Below are 20,531 nucleotides of genomic sequence, written 5' to 3' on the forward strand. Positions count from 1 at the left end.
CGAGCCAGGAGAGTCGAGGGTACCTTCGCGTGGCCGTCAGCGCTTCAACGCGTTACGCAGGAATTCGACGATGGAGTCAGCCGGAACCATGGTGGCATCGCTATCGCGACGTCCCTTGTACTCGAGCTCACCCTTGTCGAGACTGCGCTCTCCTATCACGAGGCGGTGGGGAATACCGATCAATTCCTGGTCGGCAAATTTGACGCCGGGACGGGTATCGCGATCATCGAGCAGGACATCGATTCCCTGGGCCTGCAATTCCTCGTAGAGACGTTCCGCAGTCTCGCGAACACGTTCGGATTTGTGGGCATTCATCGGTACCAGCATCACTTCGAAAGGCGCGATGGCGTCGGGCCAGATGATCCCTTTCTCGTCGTGACTCTGCTCGATGGCAGCGGCGACCACACGGGTCACGCCGATACCGTAGCAGCCCATCAACAGCGGCACGGCCTTGCCGTTGTCGTCGAGCACGGTCGCGTTCATGGCCGTCGAGTACTTTGTACCCAACTGGAAAACGTGGCCGACTTCGATGCCGCGGGCGATGGCCAGTGTGCCCTTGCCGTCGGGCGAGGGGTCGCCTTCGATGACGTTGCGCAGGTCGGCCACCTTGGGCAGGTCGACATCACGCTCCCAGTTGATACCAAAATAGTGCTTGCCGTCGGTGTTGGCGCCGGCACCGAAATCGCTCATCAATGCCACACTGCGGTCGATGATGATCGGCAGGTTCAGCCCGACCGGGCCCAGTGAGCCCGGGCCGGCACCCACGGCGGCGCGAATCTCTTCCTCGCTGGCCATGGTCAGTGGTGCCGCGACCTCGGGAAGGTTCTCGGCCTTGACCTCATTGAGTTCATGATCGCCACGCACCAGCAAGGCGACGAGATTCTCGTCGCTGCCGTGGGCAATCAGGGTCTTGATGGTTTTCTCGATGGGCAGGCCGTGTTGCTCGACCAGCGTCGCGATCGTTCTGGCATTGGGTGTATCGACCAACCGAAGCGCCTCTTGAGGCGTTGGCCGTTCGGGCGTTTCACTCAGCGGCGCCGGCAATGCTTCCGCCTTTTCGATATTGGCGGCATAGCCGGACTCGGTGGAGAAGACCACTTCGTCCTCGCCGGAATCGGCGAGCACCTGAAATTCGTGGGAGCCGGTACCGCCAATGTCCCCGTTATCGGCCTCGACGGCCCGGAAATCCAGACCCAGGCGTGTGAAGATGCGGACATACGCATCGTACATCGCTTCGTAGGAACGCTGGAGGCCGGCCTGGTCGACGTCGAAGGAGTAGGCGTCCTTCATGATGAACTCACGGGCACGCATCACGCCGAAACGGGGGCGCGTTTCATCACGAAACTTGGTCTGAATCTGATAGAAGTTGGTCGGCAGTTGCCGGTAGGAACGGATCTCGTTACGGACCAGATCGGTGATCACTTCTTCGTGGGTTGGCCCATAGCAGAAGTCACGATCGTGACGGTCGCGGATTCGCAGCAGCAAGTTACCGTACTGGTCCCAACGGCCGGACTCCTGCCACAGCTCGGCGGGCTGAATCGCCGGCATCAGGACTTCCTGGGCCCCGGCACGATCCATCTCTTCGCGGACGATGGTTTCGACCTTACGGAGGGTGCGTAGTCCCAGTGGCAACCAGGTATACAAGCCTGCTGTCAGGCGGCGAATCATGCCTGAACGCAACATGAGCTGGTGGCTGACGATATCGGCGTCAGCAGGCGTTTCCTTCAAGGTGGCTATCAGCAATTGACTGGCGCGCATGGGTCCGGCGTTTCCTTCCTGAATTCGGTCGACGTTAGACGCAAGCGCCTCCATGGGCGCCGACGCATGGTACTTGCCCTCGATTGTACGGCAACCCCTCGTCGTGGAAAACGCCCAGGGTAAGCTTCCTTGTCACGGTGACTGTGGGGCCAGTCGCTTTAGCCAGAACACCATGGGCTTGTCGGTTTCGTGATCCTCGCCGATGTCCTTCCAGTGGAAGGTCGTATGCAGTTCGGGCACCTGGCGGTAGCCCTGGGCTTCCCAGAAGCCATTCAATGGCTGGTAGTCGGCAGGGCGTAGCGGATGATCGGCAGGTCGCTCCACGGCACAGAAGGCGACGGTATCGAAACCGTGTGCTCGTGCATGTGTCTCGCGCTCGCGCATGAAGGCCTTGCCGATGCCCTGGCCACGATATCGGGAGCGCAGTACCGACTCACCGTAGTAGAAAATGCGTGAAATATCGTAGCCCGCCTGTTCGAAAGGTGCGCGGAATTCCTCGATATCCTCGCGTAACGGCATGCCGGTGGCGGCCCCCACCACGCGGTCCGCATCCAGTGCCAGGACGAACAGGCTGTCGGGGCAGGTCGCATAACGATTCAGATAGTCCGCTTCATACTCGAAATCGCCGTCGTAGAGATAGGGGAAATCGCGAAACACATCGATACGCAGCCGTGCCAGATCATCGAGATAGGGGGTAATGGCTTGCCCCTGGCAAGTCGTGAGACGAATGGACATGAGTGTGACTCCCCGCAACGCCGGTGACGATTATCGGCACCCTAGCAATGTTGCCGGAACGCGCCAAGCACAGGCACGACAGCCGCGTTGGTGGGGGCGACTCATAACGGAATTTGATGGCTCGAAACGACCTGACGCAGACCGATGAACGAGCGAATCTGGCGCACGCCGGGCAGGTAGAGCAGCTGCTCCGCGTGCAGCTTGTTGAAGCTCTGATTGTCGCGCGTCCTGACCAGCATGAAATAGTCGAATTCACCGGTGACCACATGGCACTCCATGCAGCCGGAGACTCGCTGTGCCGCCGTTTCGAAATCCGAGAACGAGGTCGGGGTCGAGCGATCGAGTACCACGCCGATCAGTACGACCATCCCGGCATTCAGCCTGTCGGGGTTGAGATGGGCCACGATGCCATCGATCAATCCGTATTGCTTGAGTCGGTCGACGCGTCTCGAACAGGCCGGGGGGCTCAAATTGACCGCTTCCGCCAATGCCACATTCGAGATCGAGGCATCTCGTTGCAGTTCGCGGAGAATGGCCTTGTCGATACGGTCGAGATCCTGGGTGGTCAGGGATGTCATGTCAAAACCGTAAGATGTTTCATTTCTCGAAGCGGCTGTTCTGCGTAAAAAAAGATCGTGATTTTCCCACTTAATGCGTCATTAGATAATGATTCGTAGGAAAAACGCAATCCTGTTAGTTCGACCTTTGGATAACATGAGGGGAGTCCCATTCAAGGAGAGCAGTGATATGAATCTGGCGCAGTTTCCCCGTCATCCTTTGACTTTCGGTCCCTCGCCGATCACGCGGTTGAACCGGCTGACGGATCATCTGGGCGGAAACGTCGAGATCTATGCCAAGCGTGAGGATTGCAACAGTGGACTCGCCTTCGGCGGTAACAAGACACGCAAGCTCGAATACCTGATTCCTCAGGCCATTGAAGAGGGGTGCGATACGCTGGTATCTGTCGGTGGCTTGCAGTCCAACCAGACCCGCCAGGTAGCGGCCGTGGCGGCGCACCTGGGGATGAAGTGCGTCCTCGTGCAGGAAGATTGGGTCAACTACCACGATTCGATCTATGACCGCGTCGGTAACATCGAACTCTCTCGCATCATGGGAGCGGATGTGCGTCTGGAAGACGCCGGTTTCGATATCGGCATTCGACCGAGCTGGCAAAGTGCGTTGGAAGATGTGGAGCGTCGAGGCGGCAAGCCGTTCGCGATTCCCGCCGGCTGCTCCGAGCACCCATTGGGAGGCTTGGGCTTCGTCGGCTTTGCCGAGGAGGTGCGTCAGCAGGAGCGTGAACTGGGCTTCGTGTTCGATTATGTCGTGGTATGTTCCGTGACCGGTAGTACCCAGGCTGGGATGGTCGTCGGGTTTGCGGCCGATGGCCGGGCCGATCGAGTGATCGGTATCGATGCCTCCGCCAAGCCCGGGCAGACCCGCGAGCAGATCACACGGATCGCTCGTAATACGGCGTCGCTCGTCGAACTGGATCGCTCCATCGCCGACGATGACGTGGTGCTGGATACCCGTTATGGTGGCCCCGAATACGGTGTGCCGAACGAGGGGACCCTGGAAGCGATACGTCTGTGCGGCAGGCTGGAAGGCGTACTGACCGATCCCGTCTACGAAGGGAAGTCGATGCATGGTTTGATCGACAAGATCCGTCATGGAGAATTTCCTGACGGCGCGCGCGTGCTGTATGCGCATCTGGGTGGCGCTCCGGCGCTCAGTGCCTATGCGGCGTTGTTCAAGAACGGATGAACGACCTACAGGGCCAGTGTCACCACCAGGCCCAGGCCGATGGTGACGGAAAAACTGAGCAGCGTACCGAGCAGGACGTACTCGGTCAGTTTTCGCTCCTGCGTGTCGCGCAGTTCACCGAAGCGCAGTACGGATTTGGCCGCCAGTAGAAAGCCGATGGCGGTCATCTGATCGGCGAGCACCAGGGTCAGGATCAGGAAGCGCTCCAGCATGCCGATTCGGGCACCGGCCGCCACCAGCGTGCCCGGGTTGCTGATCTCGGCACTCCAGCGCTGCATCGCCAAGGTGATGACGATCGACATCGGCTGCAGGATCAGCATATAGGCAATGACGACCATCAGGATATCCGGCGAAGCCAGCCAGTGCCAGGTGAGCGCCAGGGGCTGCCAACTGTTCAGCCAGGCAAACCAGACCCCTACCAGCACCAGCCCATGCAGCCCCTGGTCGAGAAGGAACCAGCGTAGCCGATCGGGTGTCAGGCGGGCCTTGCCGAGATCGATCAGGGCATGGCTGACACCGATAACGATCACTAGTACTGCGACGACGCCAGGAGATGGCCCGTCGGCGGCCGACAGCGTGGCTAGCGTGAGCACGACGGTGGACAGGGCGACATGCACGAGAGCGTGCAGATAGAGTTCCGGCGCTTGAGCACCACGCTCCCGTCTGGCATCGACCCAGTGTCTGGGTTGCAAGGGAAAATCACCGATGAGGTGGGCCAGCACCAGGCCCAGCAGCACGGAAAGATCCAGGCTGGTCATGGCTCGTCGTCCTCCGTGACGATATCAAGTGCGAGTCGCTGTTCCATGAAGGCCAGGTAATCCGACAGCAGCGGCCAGCGTGCTCGCCGCAGCCGCTTGTGTACGCCGGGTTGGCTGATCCCGATGCGTTCCGCCAGCGCCTGTTGCGACTCTTGATGTTGTAAAGTCAGCAGGACCGTTTCCGCAGAGTGGGCCGACCAGTCGTCGATCATGTCATCGGCGAAACGGGTCAGCAGTGCGAGACAGGCGTCATCCCGGCCCGTCGGCAAGCTCAGCGCAAGGTGAGCGTTCATGCCATCCAGAGTCTGACCGGAACGGATGAAGGGATCGTCATGGGCTTCCGAGACAGGCTGTTTGCCACTCCATTGGCTTCGGCCGACCGCTATCGCCACCCTGGCATCCCAGCGCTGCGTCTCATCCGAATGCTGGATCAGGGCCGCACGCAGCATGATGGCGGCGTGCAATCCTTGTGCCGGTTGGGGGACTGCCAATTGGAAGCCGTCGCCCCGATAACGTTCCCCCTGACCGCCATAACGATCGGCAAGTCCTTCGAGAATCGCATCGAGTACCGCGAACAAGCGCGTCGAGTCGCGTATCTTGCGCGATTGAATGACATCACCGGTCAATACGGCAATCGGTCTTGTCATGGCGTGAGGACACCGCTATTCATGGATGCCTTCATCATAGCCCAAAAAAGTTATTATGCAATAATATTCCTTTTAAGGGTTATATATATTAATGATAACCAAATAGAGTTATTGGTGACGCGGCGTCACGCGGAATGGGAATCCTCCCGCCAGCTCGGTGGGACGGTATCACTGGTTACGCAATTCCTGCCTTGCGCCTTGCACTGATAAAGGGCGGCGTCGGCACTGGCGATCATGCGGTCGAGTTCGATAGGGCGGCCAGGTGCCGTGGTGGTAACGCCGATACTGACCGTCACGACATTCGACACATCGGAGCCCTCGTGGGGGACGCCCACAGCTTCCAGCATGTCGCGCATGGCCTCGGCAAGTTCAGTGGCCTTCTCCTTATCGGCATCGAGCAGTACGACGAGAAACTCCTCACCGCCCAGCCTTATCACGATATCGGTTTCCCGTCGGAAGATATCACGCAGCACATTGGCGATTTCCAACAGGCAATCGTCTCCAGCCTGATGACCGTACAGATCGTTGTACTCCTTGAAGTGATCGACATCGATCATGAGCAGGGAGACGGGGCGCATCCAGCGGCGACTCAACGGCAGGACGATCTCCAGACGCTGCTCGAGAAGCCGTCGATTACCGAGACCGGTCAAGGGATCCTTGATGGCCTGTTGATGAAGCAGCAGGTTGGAGGCACGCAACTGCTGGAGACGACGGCTTATCCGGACGATCGAGGGAGCGCTTACCCGAGAGCTTGGCGGTTGCGTCACACTCGCTTCATGAAGCGAACAGGCGTCTTCATCCAGCCAGTCCAACAGCCGCTTCAACGGACGTCGGTAAAACGAATGAACTGCCAGTAATGCTACTCCAGCCGTAGCGAGTGACGCGAGAACAGCAGCGGCGATATGGATCGATGGCATTGGCTGGATTCAGGCTCCTTACCGCCGTTGAGAACCGCGTTCGTTGAGGGGGTATCTCGAGTTATCGACGGCAATACAGCAAACTTTAATTAAGCGTGCTGTCGATGGTGGTCATGGGGATGCCACGGATCTGTCATCTGGATGCCAAGGGGATGTCACTCGGTGAACCGCATACTTGTCGGTACCGATGACTGCAAAGAGGAGAAACAGGATGTCGCTGTCGCGCCGTCAACTACTGAAATTGGGTGTACAGGGGAGCGTCGTTGCCGGAAGTGTAACGGCGGCGCCATCGATCGTGCTGGCTGAATCACGCCGGCCATCCGTGGTCGGAGGTGTCATGAGCGGCGATCCCCTGGCGGATCGAGTCATGCTCTGGAGCCGTGCAGACCGTCCTGCCAGGATGTGGATCGAATGGGCCGATAATCCGGCATTCAGGAATGCCACCCGTCTGCGAGGCCCGGATGCCCTTCCGGCCAACGGTATGGCGACCAAGTTGGACGTTACGAGGCTGGAAAACGTCGACGAACTGCACTATCGAGTGCGTTTCGCCTCGCTGGATGACCGTGGAGCGGAGAGTGAGCCGGTGATCGGCCGCTGCCGCATGCCTCCCACCACCCGCCGCGACGTGCGTTTCGTGTGGTCCGGCGATACCGCTGGGCAAGGCTGGGGAATCGACGAATCCCGCGGAGGTATGTCGATCTACGCGACCATGAGCGGTCAGCAACCGGATTTCTTCATTCACTCCGGGGATACCGTCTATGCCGATGGCCCACTGGAGGAAACGGTCGCGCTCGACGATGGCAGCACCTGGCGCAACCGCTTGACCCCTGCCAAGGTCAAGGTGGCGGAAACGCTCGATGAGTTTCGCGGTCAGCACGCCTATAATCTGCTCGACGACAACCTGCGCCGTTTCAATGCCGACGTACCGATGCTGGCGCAATGGGACGATCACGAAACGACCAACAACTGGTATCCGGGAGAAATCCTGGAGGATGAACGTTACAGCGAGACACAAGTCTCCCTGTTGGCGGCGCGGGCGAAACGGGCTTTTCTGGAATTCATGCCGCTGCGTCAGATGCCATCATCGCCAGATCGTATCTATCGTCGTTTCCCGTACGGGCCGGGGCTCGAAGTCTTCATGCTCGACATGCGCAGCTATCGTGGCCGCAATACCACCAACCGTCAGACCTCAGCGTCCGACGAGACTGAATTCCTCGGCCAGAATCAGTTCGACTGGCTGTTGGCGTCACTGCGCAATTCGCGGGCGACCTGGAAGGTCATTGCGTCCGACATGCCGATCGGCCTCGTCGTTTCCGATGGCGATAATTTCGAAGCGATCGCCAATGCCGAGGGGGGTGAACCGGCCGGTCGTGAAATGCAGATTGCACGATTGCTCAAGGCGATTCGCGATGAAGGCATCCACAATGTGGTCTGGCTGACGGCGGACGTTCACTATACCGCGGCGCATCATTACTCGCCCGAGCGCGCGAGCTTCAAGGAGTTCGAGCCGTTCTGGGAATTCGTCAGTGGTCCGCTGCATGCCGGTACCTTCGGGCCGGGAGAACTGGACAGCACCTTCGGGCCGGAAGTGGTCTATCAAAAGGCACCCCCGGAGGGGCAGTCCAACTTGCCTCCCTCAGCGGGCTACCAGTTCTTCGGTCAGGTGGATCTCGATGGCGACAGCGATGACCTGACCGTGACGTTGATGGACACAGCGGGTCAAGCGCTCTACAGCAAGACCCTATCTCCACGCAGTGCCACGTCTTGATGCATCAGGTCGTCAGTCCGCACTGCGACAGCGGGTGAGCAGCGACGCTGCCGCCTGCTTGAGCAGCATGACATCGATGCCGACGGCGACGAAGTGACAGCCCATATTGCGGTAGCGTCGGGCGTCGTCGGGATCGGTGGCAAGAATCCCCACCGCTTTGCCGGCCGCCTGAATGGTCCGTATGGCATCGTCGATGGCGGCCTGGACTTCGGGGTGGCCGGGGTTGCCGGGATGACCGAGTCCGGCAGACAGGTCATAAGGGCCGATGAACAACGCATCGACCCCCTCGACGGCCGCAATCGCCGCCAGGTTGTCCAGCGACTGGCGGGATTCCACCTGGGCGATCAGGCAGAGATCGTCTTGCGCCCGTGACAGATAGTCGGCGCAGCTTCCCCAGCGTGTGGCCCGAATCAAGCCGCCGCCGATGCCACGGTCTCCACGGGGCGGATACTGCATGGCCCGTACCAGTGCCTCGGCCTGTCTCGCCTCATCGACCATCGGTACCATCAGCGTCTGAGCCCCGATATCAAGCACTTGTTTGATCAACGCGGGATCGTGATTCACCAGCCGCACGACCGGAGCCGGGTCATACGCGGCCACTGCCTGTAGCTGCGCCAGCACGGAAGGCACGGTATTGGGCGCGTGTTCTCCATCGATCAGCAACCAGTCGAAACCGGTCGTTGCCAGCACCTCGGTTGCATAGGCGTTGCCGAACCCGGCCCAGCAGCCGAATTGCGTCGTCTCATCGGCGAGTCGTTGTTTGAAACGGTTACGCGGAAGGTCCATCGGGTTACCTCGTGGTTGTCGGGTATGGGAATGATGGTGTCTGAACGGGAGTGCGTTGACCATCATGCCATGGTGGATATCCTTCCTCCGCATTGGAACGTGACTGCTACATTGGAAAGATGCCCTTGGCCGGAGGCCGATCATGGCTGGCTGTGGCCGGGGCCAGAACAATGAAATCGAGGAGAGACCGAATGGTAACCCTGACAATCAATGGGCAGGAGCACGAGCTCGATGTGCCGGATCAGATGCCGTTGCTGTGGGCGATACGGGACGTCGTCCAGTTGACCGGCACTAAATTCGGTTGCGGTATGTCGTTGTGTGGTGCCTGCACGGTGCATCTGGATGGTGAAGCGATTCGTTCGTGTGTTACGCCCGTCTCGCAAGCCGAGGGCAAATCGGTCACGACGATTGAAGCGATGAGCGATGACGAGGTAGGCCGGCGAGTTCAGCAGGCCTGGCTGGATCTCGGTGTGGCACAGTGCGGCTACTGCCAGGGCGGTCAGATCATGAGCGCCACGGCACTGCTCAAGGAACATGAAACTCCCGATGACGAGCAGATCATGGATGCCATGGGCGGCAACCTTTGCCGTTGCGGTACCTACAACCGCATTCGTCAGGCGATTCATCGTGCGGCGGAGCAAGGGGAGGATCAGGCATGAATCGTTTGCGAGATGATCTGATGCTGGCCAATGTCAGCCGTCGCCACGTTCTCAAGGGATTGGCCGCCAGCGGTGCCCTGGTCATTGCCGCACGCTGGGACTGGGCGCTGGCCGACGAGGAAGCGGCCTACGGTGCGGAGGCGATGCCTCACGGCTGGGTCGATGATCCGAATGTCTTCATCCGGATCGATGAAGACGGCACGGTTACCGTTACCAATCATCGTGCCGAAATGGGGCAGGGCATCCGCACCAGCCTGGTGATGGTGGCCGCCGATGAACTCGGCGCCGACTGGGACAGGGTGCGCGTCGACCAGGCGCCGGGCGATGAAGAGAAATACGGTAATCAGAATACCGACGGCTCGCGCAGCATGCGTCACTGGTTCGACCCCATGCGGCGCGCCGCCGCCGCTGCCAGAACCATGCTCGAGCAGGCGGCCGCCGAGCAGTGGGAGGTTCCGGTGTCGGAGTGCCGCGCCGGTGTGCATGTGGTGGTTCATGAACCGAGCGGCCGTGAGTCGGGCTTCGGTGAACTCGCGGCGGCAGCCAGTCAACGTGCGGTTCCCGAGCGCGATAGCCTGTCCCTCAAACCACGCGAGGAGTGGCGCTATATCGGCCAGGAAACCGGCCCGTCCCAGCATGCGGAAGGGGATGAGGTCGAGCGGCCACTGGCCATCGATGGCGAGGACATCGTTACGGGCACAGCCGTCTACGGGGCGGACGTCCACTTCGATGACATGCTCTATGCGGTGGTGGCCAGGCCGCCCGTCTACGGCGCGACGGTGGCCAGTGTCGATGACAGTGAGGCCATGGGTGTGCCGGGCGTGGTCAGAGTGGTGCAAATCGAAGGGACCGGCCAGCCGGCTGCGTTCGAGCCGTTGGGCGGTGTCGCCGTGGTGGCTGAGAATACCTGGGCCGCCATCCAGGGGCGCGATGCCTTGTCGATCGAGTGGGACAATGAACCGGCCGGTGACAACGCTGCCTACGACTCCGAGAGTTACCGCGAGGCGCTGGAAGCTGCCGCCGAATCGGCCGGCAAGGTGATTCGCGACGAAGGGGATATCGAGACGGCTCTGGCCGATGCCGAGACGAACCTGACGGCGACCTACTACATGCCGCACATGGCGCAGGCGCCGATGGAACCGCCGGTCGCCATCGTTCGGCTGGTGGACGGCAAGGCGGAGGTCTGGGCGCCGGTCCAGAATCCCCAGGCCACGCGCGAGGGGGTGGCCGAGCGGCTAGGACTCGATTTTGCGGACGTCACCGTCAATGTCACGTTGCTGGGCGGTGGCTTCGGTCGCAAATCCAAGCCGGACTTCGTGCTCGAGGCAGCCAGCCTGACCGGCGAGTTCGACGGTCGCCCCGTGCGTGTCCAGTGGACCCGGGAAGACGATCTTCACCATGCCTATTTCCATGCCGTCTCGGTCGATCGTCTGGAGGCGGCCCTGGATAGTGAAGGCAGGGCGCAGGGCTGGCGTCATCGAACCTTGTCGCCGAGCATCGGTTCGTTGTTCGCGCCGGACCCCGAGCATAAGGGCGACTTCGAACTCGGTATGGGCTTCAACACCATGCCGTTCGATATCCCTGCCATTCGTCTGGAAAACCCGGAGGCTTCGGCACATGTCCGCATCGGCTGGTTTCGTTCCGTCTACAATCTGCCGCACGCTTATGCCATCCAGAGCTTTGCGGCGGAAATGGCGGCGCAGGCCGGTCGCGATCATCGCGACTATCTGCTGGAACTGCTGGGACCGGCACGTCGGATCGATCCACGCGAGATCGATGAACGCTGGAACTATGGCGAGAACCCGGAGCGCTATCCTATCGATATCGGCCGGATGCGAGCGGTGATCGAGAAGGCGACCGAGGAAGCTGGCTGGGGGCGCGAGCTGCCCGAGGGGCGTGGCCTCGGCCTGGCGTTCCATCACAGTTTTGCGTCCTATACCGCTGTGGTGCTCGATGTCGAGGTCGAGGATGACGGCAATCTCATCGTGCATAACGCGGATATGGCGTTCGATTGTGGGCCTCAAGTCAACCCTGAACGTATTCGTGCGCAACTGGAAGGGTCCTGTGTGATGGGGATCGGTATCGCACTGCACAGCGAGATTACTGCCAGTGAAGGAAAGATCGAGCAGAACAACTTCCACCAGTTCGAGATTCCCCGCATGCCGCATGCACCGCGTGCCATGCGCGTGCACCTGATCAACGACGATCCTGACGTGGCGATGGGCGGCGTTGGCGAGCCGGGGCTGCCGCCGGTTGCGCCGGCACTGTGCAATGCCGTCTACGCGGCAACCGGCAAGCGTATTCGGCGCCTGCCGATCGCGGATCAGCTGGCGAGTTGACCATGCAGCATCTCGACTTGCAGGTCATCGAGCAGGCGCTGGCCTGGGCGCGCGATGGCGAGACGGTCTGGCTATGTACGGTGCTGTCGACGTTCGGGTCGTCGCCCCGCGAACCGGGGTCACTGCTGGTGGCGCACCGTGATGGTCGCCATGTCGGTTCGCTGTCCGGTGGTTGTGTCGAGGAGGATTTCCTGGATCGGCTGCGCCAGGGCGAATTCGAGGCGGCGGTGACCACGCTGCGCTACGGTGACGGCGGTATCGATGGCGCGGGGATGGCGCTGCCGTGTGGCGGCATACTCGATGTGTTGGTCGAGCGGCTGACACCGGAGTCAGCCAATCTCGTCCACCTGGAAGTGCTGCACGCCACGCTGCTGGGGCGGCGAGCGCTGCTACGCTGCATCGACCTGACGAACGGCAGGAAACATTTCGTTCAGGACGCGGGTAACGGGCCGCGGGTGAGCCACGATACCGCGCGCGATTGTGTGCAGATTCGCATGGGGCCGGCCGCGCGCTTGATCATCGCCGGGCTGTCGCCGGTGTCGGCGGCCTGTGCGGAATTCGCCCGCACGCTCGGTTTCGAAGTCATCGCCTGCGATCCCCGCGACGAGGTGCGTGCCGGTTTCGTCCTGCCGGGTATCGAAGTGCAGTCGGTGCTGCCCTCGGTCTTCATCGCGTCCGGTGCCTGTCATGCCGCCACGGCGGTCGTCGCCCTGACGCATGATCCGCGTATCGATGACCTGGCAATGATCGAGGCGGTGCGCACACCGGCCTTCTATATCGGCGTGATGGGCTCGCAGCGAACCTCCGATACCCGTGCCGCACGCCTGCAGCGTTCCGGTGAGTTGAGCGACGACGACATCGCGCGCATTCGCATGCCGATCGGTCTGGCGCTGGGCAGCAAGACCCCCGCCGAGATCGCCCTGGCGGTCATGGCCGATATCGTGCGCGTGCAGCGGGGCAAATCGCGCGATGCGCTCTGACCCCATGGTGGCGGTCATCATGGCGGCCGGTCGTTCGCAACGCTTCGGGCGCGGGGACAAACGTCTGGCTACCTTGCCTGACGGCGACACGTTGCTGGCCGCGACGCTGGCGCATACCGCAGCGGCCGTTTCGCGAGTGCGAGTCGTGTTGCGGGCAGGCGATGATCCGGCTGCGCTGGGGGTAGCGTGTGATACGCCAATTATTCGCGCCAGGCGAGCCGACAACGGGCTGGGAGCCAGTCTCGCCGATGCCTTTGCAGCGCTGATGCATGATCCCGAACTGGCGGATTGCCGGGTGGCAGCGGTGGTACTGGCGGATATGCCCTTCGTGCGGCCTGAAACCATGCAAGCCCTGCAGCGTGAGGCCAGCTCCTCGCGCATCGTCCGGCCGCGTCATGGAGAGCATATCGGGCACCCGGTATGCTTCGGCCGCGACGTCTGGCCCGAGCTCTCGACACTGGATGGCGACCAGGGCGGACGCAGCCTCATCCACCGCCATTCGTCTCGATATCGTGAGGTCTCAGTCGACGATCCCGGGATTCATGCCGATATCGACACCCCGGCCGACATCGTGAGGTCGTGACGGGCGAGAGGATCAGGCCCAGCGGGGGTCGGCCGTGAAGGCGACCGTGAACCAGCGCCGCTCCGGCGGGATACTCAATCCGCCTGCGATCTCGGCTCGAATCGTGTCGAGCAGCGCCATGCCTTCGCCGGCCGCGAAATCGGGCGCGGTGACGATATGGATTTCGATGAAATGACCGCGCCCGGTCTTGGCGACATGGCTATGATAATCGAGCAGCCCGTCGCGCTGCATGACGGAGCCCATGGCCTCGTGGACTTCCCGGTCGATGTGATCGGGGGCAATCAGGAACACTTCCCGCATGGCGCGTCGAACGATACCGAGGGGAACGGGCAGGAAACATAGCGTCAGCAGCGCCAACAGCAGCGAATCCACATAGGGCGTCCAGTGCGCGAAGGCCGTACCATCCAGCAGCAAAGCGATCACGAAGGCAAGCAACAGGGCGGAAGTGATCAGTGCCGCCATCAGCCACCCCTGCATATCGATGCGCACGAACTCGGAACCGGCACGTTGGTTGAGGCGTTTCTGGTAGGCGGCCATGGCGAAACAGGTCACGGCCACGACCACGGCATAGACGATCGCCACATCGAAGGCCAGTTCCCGGCCACCCTCCATCAATCCCTGCACGGCATTGAGAAAGGCGTAGAAACACAGCAAGGTCAGAATCGCCCCGTTGAGTGCCGCGACCATCGGCTCGAAATGCCAGTAGCCATGCTGGAAGCGTTGGCTGGTCTCGCGTACGACCAGGCGCGACACCAGCAAGGCCAAGCCCGACATGGCGGCATCGATCGAGGAGAATACGCCGTCGAACAGGATCGACTGCGATCCTGACATCAGACCGAAGACGACACCCAGGCTGGCAACGGCCAGCGTCATGAAGATCGACAGGGTCAAGGCGTGCTGTTCGAGCCGTGCTTGCATGAGAAAACCGGAGAGTTGCCGAAACCGCTAATATTATGGCAGTTCAGGCAGGTAAACCAGTGGCAAGGGACAGGCCAGTGGTGCCAAGATCGGCACATTGCAGTGATATTGGAGAGCGATCTCATGAATCAGGTCATGATCATTACTGGCGGCAGTCGGGGCATCGGCGCCGCGACGGCAAGGCTGGCGGCCTCACGAGGATACGCGGTATGCGTCAACTATCGGGTTCACAGCCGTGCGGCCGACGCTGTCGTCGAGGATATCGTGTCGGCCGGTGGCGTAGCGGTGGCGGTAGCCGGTGATGTCAGTGTCGAGGCGGATGTCATGCACCTGTTCGATACCACCGAACGGCAGTTGGGGCCGATCACTGCGCTGGTCAACAATGCCGGCATTCTCGAACGACAGGGCCGGGTCGAATCGTTCGATGCCGAACGGCTCGCCCGTGTCCTGGGTGTCAATGTGACCGGCAGCTTCCTCTGTGCCCGCGAAGCGGTGCGGCGCATGTCGACGCAACGAGGTGGTACGGGTGGGGCCATCGTCAATGTCTCCTCGATGGCCGCGCGTCTCGGTGCACCGAACGAATATGTCGATTATGCTGCCGCCAAGGGCGCCATCGATGCGTTCACGATCGGCCTTGCCAAGGAAGTTGCCGGCGAGGGCATTCGGGTCAATGCCGTGCGCCCGGGCATCATCGACACCGATATTCACGCCAGCGGCGGCGAGCCAGGGCGAATCGAACGCCTGAAGGACTCCGTACCGATGAAGCGTGGCGGCCAGCCGGAAGAAGTTGCCAAGGCGATCCTGTGGTTGCTCTCGGACGACGCCTCGTACTCGACGGGAACGTTCATCGATATTTCGGGAGGTCGGTAACATGTCGCCACAATCCTGCCTGGGCATCCTGTTGCCCGAGGATGGCCCGACGGACTACGAATGGTACACCTTGAACGCTAGCGCCGAGGCCGATGAGTTACCCACCATCGAGGTCGGTCAGATTCCCAGTGATGGTCTTCATGCGCCAGGGGCCCTGCTGGCACTCGGCGCCACTGAACGATTGACGCCGGTGGGCGAAAGGCTGGTCAATCGGCATGGCGTGGATGCCGTCGTCTGGGCCTGTACCAGCGCCAGTTTCATCGGCGGACTCGACTGGGCACGGGCTCAGTCCGTACAACTCGAAAGCGTACTCGGTGTGCCCGTGATCAGCACCGCCTTGGCCTTCCACGAAGCGTTGGCCGCACTGGGGTGCCGAGAAGTGGATCTGCTCAGCCCTTATCCGGATGAGGTAACCCGACAATTGATGCGTTTCCTCGAGGAAGGCGGTGTGGCGGTTGAGCATGTGGAAGCGCTCGACTGCACCTATGCCGCCGATTCTCACCAGGCCGATATCGTCGGTGCGGTCAGTGATTTCGCCCGCCAGTATCCCGAGACGACACGGCCACTGCTGGTACCGGACACGGCGGTCAACACCCTGCTGCGATTGGATACCTTGAACGAGTGCGCCGGCCGACAGGTTCTTACCGCCAACCAGGTCACGCTCTGGGCCGGACTGAAACGCATGAACTGGCCGACGATCCCGGAACGCTTCTGTCGCGCCTTGCGATAGGGAGTGCCATGCCATGCACCTCACCGTCCTGACCCTGACGATTTCCATGCCAGGCTGTCGCTCGCTCAAGGAGAAACGGCAGCGCATGGGCGGGTTGCACGAACGTTTCGGACGCAACCCGGCCGTGGCCGTGTGCGAAAGCGGCGGCCATGACCGGCTGGATCTTAGCGAGTGGACCTTCGTGGTGACGGGCAACGAGCGTCGCAACGTCGAGGCGATCGTCAGCGAGATCGAAGACAAGATCCAGCGTACCGTGGATGGGCGTCTTATCGAGGCGACACGCGAGACATTGTGAATCGGGGGGGCGAATGACCCGACACGCTGCCATGCCGTGCTCTGCATAATGGACGAGACGCCAGGGCGCGGCGGATACGCTTTTGCCCAGGACTTGCTTGGAAATTTGTAGATAGCGATCCAGTCGGGCCGAGATGGAATAGGACTGGCGATCATCAGGCTGCTCGGTCACACCCCAGGGGATAGTGCTGGCCACCAACAAACCGGAAAGACCAATCTGGCAGCCTGATGAATAAGCCGGATTTGGTTTACTGCGGAAGGCTATTAATTACCTCGTCAATCGGTCGTAGATGCTCAGTAAGAACACTCTCTACGGCTGCCATATCTCTTTGGAAGAGCGCATCTACAATGTTTTGGTGTTGGCTTATGATGATACCAATCCTTTCGGGCTTGAGCGATACAGCGGTAAATGCTACTCGCATTTTTCTGTCTTGTATTGATTTATAAATATCTACAAGAACAGGATTGTCTATCGCTTCCACCATAGACAGGTGGAAACGATCGTCATTTATTATATGTTTATAAATATCAAAGTCGTGTGAATACAAGGAACTCATCCTTTCATGACTCTCAATCATATCGTCAGGAATCTCTATTGATTCCTCGCATATCTTACGCGCAGCATAGGTTTCTATGAGTCTCCTGGTTTCATATATATTGGCTACTTCTTGCCCTGTTATCTGTCTAACACGAGCACCTTTACGTGGTATAAGATCTATGAATCTTTCCGCTTCGAGCTTTAAGAATGCCTCCCTTACAGGAGTTCTTGAAACGCCAAGCATAGCGGAGACAGCTTCCTCCTCTATAAATTCACCTCCTTCCATATCACCTATAATTATCTTGTCCCGTATAAACGAGTAAACTTGTTGTTTAACAGGTCTCTTAGTTGATTTTGAAGTTGAAATATTCATTCTTTGTCTCCATATCTAAAAATTGTTTGGCATTACTTTCACAGCATGTATGCATATATTCGGATGGTATGAACATAGGGTTATTTCACCCCCGATATGTTAGGAAGATACGTAACTATGCTGGGTATGGCAATTAATACTGCAACCACGACAAAGTCTGCGACAATAAAAGGTATAATCCCTCTGAAGGCGGTGCTGATACTTGCCTCCTTGACTGTTCCCGAATAAACGAAGGCATTCATTCCTACAGGGGGGGTGATCAGTGCCATTTCAGCTACTTTAACAACAACAACCGCTAACCAGATCCCATCAAATCCATACCCTGTGAGGATCTGATGGAGCACCGGGGCCGCAATTAGTATCATGGATACTCCATCTAAGAACATCCCCAGGGGCAAGAGAATAAGGAGACAAAGGACTAAAACCAAGTATGGATTAATTTCCAAAGACGTAACCATACTAACTAGATAGGTTGTTGTTCCGGATAGGGAAAGGAAATAGGTGAATACGCCTGCTCCCGCTATTAGCAGAAAAGTCATTGATGTGAGCCCAACAGCTTCATCGAGCGACCTCCTAAGATCTGATAAAAGCATGCCAGCCTTGGACCTTAGTATGAAGATAATTAATGCAGTGATTGCACCGAAAGAAGCTGCTTCAGTCGGCGTTGCGATGCCAAGATAGATAGATCCAATGGAAACCATAAAGATGATGCATAGATAAAAACCTCCAGCAACGTCGAGCTCTTGATGAGGTGGATTTACTACTCCTGCGGGTTCGTTACCTGTTTTATCATTAGCTTCGGTTTCATTTCCCTTAGAAAAATAGACTAAGGCTACAACTGTTATGACATAAGCAATAATAGTTAGTATGCCTGGGCCAATACCCGCTAAGAGAAGTTTCCCAATAGACTCGTCCGTAACAACCCCGTATAGGACAAGAACGATTGAAGGCGGGATTAGCACGCCAAGCGTTCCACCAGCACATACAACACCAGCAGCAAGTCGAAGGCTGAGGCCAGCATTTAGAATTGCAGTCGTAGAAACTTTTGCCAAAGTAGCTACTGTGGCAATGCTCGATCCAGTTACCGCTGCGAAAAGTCCGGACCCTGCTAGGGATGAAAGAGCCGGGCCACCAGGTAATTTACGAAGTACCCTCGACGAAATATCGAACCCAGCTTGTGCTAGCCCCGACCTAACGGCAAGTATGCCCATGAGTATAAACAAAGGTATAATAATGAGAGAATAGCTATATGATGCAGAAAATGGAGAATTTGTAATGGTAGAAATAGCAGCACCCTGAGATCTGATTAATGCTATACCTATAAAGCCGGAGAGCATCAACGATAAGCCCACATGGAGTCTGATTGACAGCAGTCCTAAGAAAGTGAAAATAACCACAAATAAAGCTATACTGTCTTCTAATGGCATACTAGAATACTCCATTTTCTTTTTAATAATTAAGTCTTGGTCATTTAACGTATGTGACTGCTCGCTATTATGATTTTTTCATTCCTTGACTTTCTGTAATCGTAAGAAGTTAAACTCGTTGTAGGACTTGAACGCAGCCACAAAGAAGTAAAGCGAAAAGGAGGTCAGCAAAGTAAGTTTAGCAGGCCAAATACTGATCTTGAGAATGCCATTAGTAGTCTCGCTTCTCGCAATAGATGCAGTGAGTGAGTGAACCAGCCCCCATACTAGAGTGGCACCAATACCCAATATTAAGAGTAATCTTATCACACATAGGACTTGCCTAATAGACGGGCGGAGCGTTGACTCCAATAGATTGACGGAGACATGTCGACCGTCTATCTCAGCAGATGCTAGTCCGAGAAAGGCGATTGCAACAAGGACGAGTGTGGATATCTCCATCGTTCCCAAAATGGACTTTCCGAAAACGCTTCTCTGAATAACATCAGCAACAGTCAAGCCAGCAACAAACAGTATAAGCACACCTGAAGCAATGCTAAGTGATGAAGATATTAAGTATACCGGTCTAGGTAGGGGGCTCACGATTACCACCTATTTAGCTATTCATACATTGGTTGAAAGGATCTTCGTAGCTAGAACTTTCCTCTTCCTCTTTAATAAAACTTCTATAATTTCTTAATACTGATTCAGCATTATAACCTTTATCTTCGTTCTCATTAACCCACCAGGACGCAAGGTCAGTTCTTTTCTGCCAATCAGAAGCTTCTGCCTGTGGAAAAGATGAAAGTTGTGTGTCATTTTCTTTCAATTCACTGCATGCTACTTGGGCAGCACTGTCTAACTCTTCTAGGCCTATGGATATTGCCTTAACAGAGGCTTCCTCAATTGCTTCCTGGTACCCGGGAGGCATTGATTCAAAGAGTTCTTTATTAACTACGACTATAGAACTTGCGTAGACCCCGATTCCTGGATTGATAAGGTAGGGCGTAATGCTGCTTACCCCGAATGTTGATAAATTTGCAACCGAAAGAGCTGAGTAGCCATCTATAATCCCACGCTCCATGGATTCATAAATATCATTTGCAGTCATTGCTGTAGGGTTAGCTCCAACTGTCAGGAGTGCCTCTGAAGTCAGACCATTAGAGCGAATTGAGCGCCCATCTAGTTCATCGGGGCTTTTAGCTGGTTCATTAAGCCCCATAACCAATGAACCTAGAGGAAGAGGGTAAAGAAGTTTCACGCCTTCGCTATCAAAGTTCTCCCTAAAGGCTCCCTTGTTCTCATAAAGGCGCTTAATGGCTCTCATCTGGGCTTCCGGATTCTGTGTCTCGAATGGAAGCTCGACAACCGTAAACATAGGAAGGTCTGATGCGGCATAAAGTGAACCAACCTGGGCTAGATCAGCACGTCCGTCCACAGTCGCTTCTAGGGCTTCATTTGCGCCGACTAGGCTTTGGCTATAGTGGAACTCCACCTTAACACCTCCATCAGTGAGTTCTTCCACTTCTTGAGCCCACCGTTGTACCGTCTTAGACTGATCGGACGTTGAGTTAGAATAAGTGGTGTATTGGAGAGTGTAATTATCTTCCCCATCGCTACTACATGCAGCGATCATTCCCGCTGATGTAAGTAAGGTGACGATGGCAGCTTGCCTCTTCATACTTTTGGAGTTCCTATAATTGTGCTT

General features: G+C 58.0%; 21 protein-coding genes. 9 read left to right on the top strand and 12 right to left on the bottom strand.

The features are described from left to right. Nucleotides 1-36 precede the first annotated feature (36 nt). From FVV99_RS14265 to FVV99_RS14275, 3 genes are all read right to left on the bottom strand, one after another. Nucleotides 37-1,758, bottom strand: a complete 1,722-nt coding sequence (locus tag FVV99_RS14265) for a proline--tRNA ligase (protein ID WP_148254751.1) — start codon at nt 1,756-1,758, stop codon at nt 37-39. Between the two features lie 132 nt (nt 1,759-1,890). Next, entirely contained in the window at nt 1,891-2,493 is a 603-nt protein-coding gene (locus tag FVV99_RS14270; protein ID WP_148254752.1) for a GNAT family N-acetyltransferase, read from the bottom strand. A 101-nt stretch (nt 2,494-2,594) separates the two neighbouring features. Continuing rightward, complete coding sequence (locus FVV99_RS14275) at nt 2,595-3,071, bottom strand: Lrp/AsnC family transcriptional regulator (protein ID WP_148254753.1); 477 nt, start codon at nt 3,069-3,071, stop codon at nt 2,595-2,597. 169 nt (nt 3,072-3,240) lie between these two features. On the opposite strand from FVV99_RS14275, the gene FVV99_RS14280 reads away from it, so the two are divergent. Continuing rightward, nucleotides 3,241-4,257 (top strand): 1-aminocyclopropane-1-carboxylate deaminase, encoded by a 1,017-nt coding sequence (locus FVV99_RS14280; RefSeq protein ID WP_148254754.1) that lies wholly within the window; start codon nt 3,241-3,243, stop codon nt 4,255-4,257. 5 nt (nt 4,258-4,262) lie between these two features. Here FVV99_RS14280 and FVV99_RS14285 read toward each other — a convergent pair whose 3' ends face one another. The 3 genes from FVV99_RS14285 to FVV99_RS14295 form a co-directional block, all read right to left on the bottom strand. After that, nucleotides 4,263-5,015 (bottom strand): DUF3307 domain-containing protein, encoded by a 753-nt coding sequence (locus tag FVV99_RS14285; RefSeq protein WP_148254755.1) that lies wholly within the window; start codon nt 5,013-5,015, stop codon nt 4,263-4,265. After that, nucleotides 5,012-5,662, bottom strand: coding sequence for a hypothetical protein (locus FVV99_RS14290; protein WP_148254756.1), 651 nt, complete (start codon nt 5,660-5,662; stop codon nt 5,012-5,014). Before FVV99_RS14290 ends, FVV99_RS14285 begins: the two co-directional genes overlap by 4 nt. Before the next feature lie 125 nt (nt 5,663-5,787). Next, nucleotides 5,788-6,579 (bottom strand): GGDEF domain-containing protein, encoded by a 792-nt coding sequence (locus FVV99_RS14295; RefSeq protein ID WP_148254757.1) that lies wholly within the window; start codon nt 6,577-6,579, stop codon nt 5,788-5,790. A 211-nt stretch (nt 6,580-6,790) separates the two neighbouring features. Between FVV99_RS14295 and FVV99_RS14300 the strand changes: the two genes are divergently transcribed. Then, on the top strand, nt 6,791-8,347 hold the full coding sequence (locus tag FVV99_RS14300) for an alkaline phosphatase D family protein (RefSeq protein ID WP_148254758.1): 1,557 nt from the start codon (nt 6,791-6,793) through the stop codon (nt 8,345-8,347). 12 nt (nt 8,348-8,359) lie between these two features. Here the strand turns inward: FVV99_RS14300 and FVV99_RS14305 are convergent, their stop codons facing one another. After that, nucleotides 8,360-9,133: an HpcH/HpaI aldolase family protein gene (locus FVV99_RS14305; RefSeq protein ID WP_148254759.1), complete on the bottom strand. Its 774-nt coding sequence runs from the start codon at nt 9,131-9,133 to the stop codon at nt 8,360-8,362. Nucleotides 9,134-9,324: 191 nt separating this feature from the next. On the opposite strand from FVV99_RS14305, the gene FVV99_RS14310 reads away from it, so the two are divergent. From FVV99_RS14310 to FVV99_RS14325, 4 genes are read left to right on the top strand one after another with little or no spacing between them, the layout of a single operon-like run. After that, a complete protein-coding gene (locus FVV99_RS14310) occupies nt 9,325-9,792 on the top strand; it encodes a (2Fe-2S)-binding protein (protein ID WP_148254760.1) in 468 nt (155 codons plus the stop codon). After that, nucleotides 9,789-12,131 carry a xanthine dehydrogenase family protein molybdopterin-binding subunit gene (locus tag FVV99_RS14315; RefSeq protein WP_148254761.1) on the top strand — a complete coding sequence of 781 codons (2,343 nt, stop codon included), beginning with the start codon at nt 9,789-9,791 and terminating at the stop codon, nt 12,129-12,131. The genes FVV99_RS14310 and FVV99_RS14315 overlap by 4 nt, the downstream gene beginning before the upstream one ends. 2 nt (nt 12,132-12,133) lie before the next feature. Continuing rightward, nucleotides 12,134-13,111: an XdhC family protein gene (locus FVV99_RS14320; RefSeq protein ID WP_148254762.1), complete on the top strand. Its 978-nt coding sequence runs from the start codon at nt 12,134-12,136 to the stop codon at nt 13,109-13,111. Next, a complete protein-coding gene (locus tag FVV99_RS14325; RefSeq protein ID WP_201745106.1) occupies nt 13,101-13,694 on the top strand; it encodes a nucleotidyltransferase family protein in 594 nt (197 codons plus the stop codon). The genes FVV99_RS14320 and FVV99_RS14325 overlap by 11 nt, the downstream gene beginning before the upstream one ends. 12 nt (nt 13,695-13,706) lie before the next feature. Here FVV99_RS14325 and FVV99_RS14330 read toward each other — a convergent pair whose 3' ends face one another. Continuing rightward, the gene (locus tag FVV99_RS14330; RefSeq protein WP_148254763.1) at nt 13,707-14,612 is read right to left on the bottom strand and encodes a cation diffusion facilitator family transporter; all 906 of its coding nucleotides are present in this window, start codon (nt 14,610-14,612) and stop codon (nt 13,707-13,709) included. Nucleotides 14,613-14,735: 123 nt separating this feature from the next. Between FVV99_RS14330 and FVV99_RS14335 the strand changes: the two genes are divergently transcribed. The 3 genes from FVV99_RS14335 to FVV99_RS14345 are packed head-to-tail and all read left to right on the top strand — an operon-like array spanning nt 14,736 to nt 16,507. After that, on the top strand, nt 14,736-15,482 hold the full coding sequence (locus tag FVV99_RS14335) for an SDR family oxidoreductase (RefSeq protein WP_148254764.1): 747 nt from the start codon (nt 14,736-14,738) through the stop codon (nt 15,480-15,482). A 1-nt stretch (nt 15,483) separates the two neighbouring features. Continuing rightward, nucleotides 15,484-16,212, top strand: a complete 729-nt coding sequence (locus tag FVV99_RS14340) for an aspartate racemase/maleate isomerase family protein (protein ID WP_148254765.1) — start codon at nt 15,484-15,486, stop codon at nt 16,210-16,212. Nucleotides 16,213-16,225: 13 nt separating this feature from the next. Then, nucleotides 16,226-16,507 (top strand): DUF503 domain-containing protein, encoded by a 282-nt coding sequence (locus FVV99_RS14345; protein WP_148254766.1) that lies wholly within the window; start codon nt 16,226-16,228, stop codon nt 16,505-16,507. A gap of 247 nt (nt 16,508-16,754) precedes the next feature. On the opposite strand, the gene FVV99_RS14350 is transcribed toward FVV99_RS14345, so the two are convergent. The 4 genes from FVV99_RS14350 to dctP all read right to left on the bottom strand — a co-directional run bounded on the left by FVV99_RS14350 (nt 16,755) and on the right by dctP (nt 20,504). Further along, the gene (locus FVV99_RS14350; protein WP_148254767.1) at nt 16,755-17,417 is read right to left on the bottom strand and encodes a GntR family transcriptional regulator; all 663 of its coding nucleotides are present in this window, start codon (nt 17,415-17,417) and stop codon (nt 16,755-16,757) included. Between the two features lie 80 nt (nt 17,418-17,497). Next, the gene (locus FVV99_RS14355; RefSeq protein ID WP_148254768.1) at nt 17,498-18,844 is read right to left on the bottom strand and encodes a TRAP transporter large permease; all 1,347 of its coding nucleotides are present in this window, start codon (nt 18,842-18,844) and stop codon (nt 17,498-17,500) included. A 78-nt stretch (nt 18,845-18,922) separates the two neighbouring features. Continuing rightward, nucleotides 18,923-19,435: a TRAP transporter small permease subunit gene (locus FVV99_RS19080; protein ID WP_148254769.1), complete on the bottom strand. Its 513-nt coding sequence runs from the start codon at nt 19,433-19,435 to the stop codon at nt 18,923-18,925. Nucleotides 19,436-19,439: 4 nt separating this feature from the next. Next, a complete protein-coding gene (gene dctP / locus FVV99_RS14365; protein ID WP_201745108.1) occupies nt 19,440-20,504 on the bottom strand; it encodes a TRAP transporter substrate-binding protein DctP in 1,065 nt (354 codons plus the stop codon). Nucleotides 20,505-20,531 lie beyond the last annotated feature (27 nt).

This window comes from Aidingimonas lacisalsi, from assembly GCF_008079445.1.
Lineage (GTDB): Bacteria > Pseudomonadota > Gammaproteobacteria > Pseudomonadales > Halomonadaceae > Aidingimonas > Aidingimonas lacisalsi.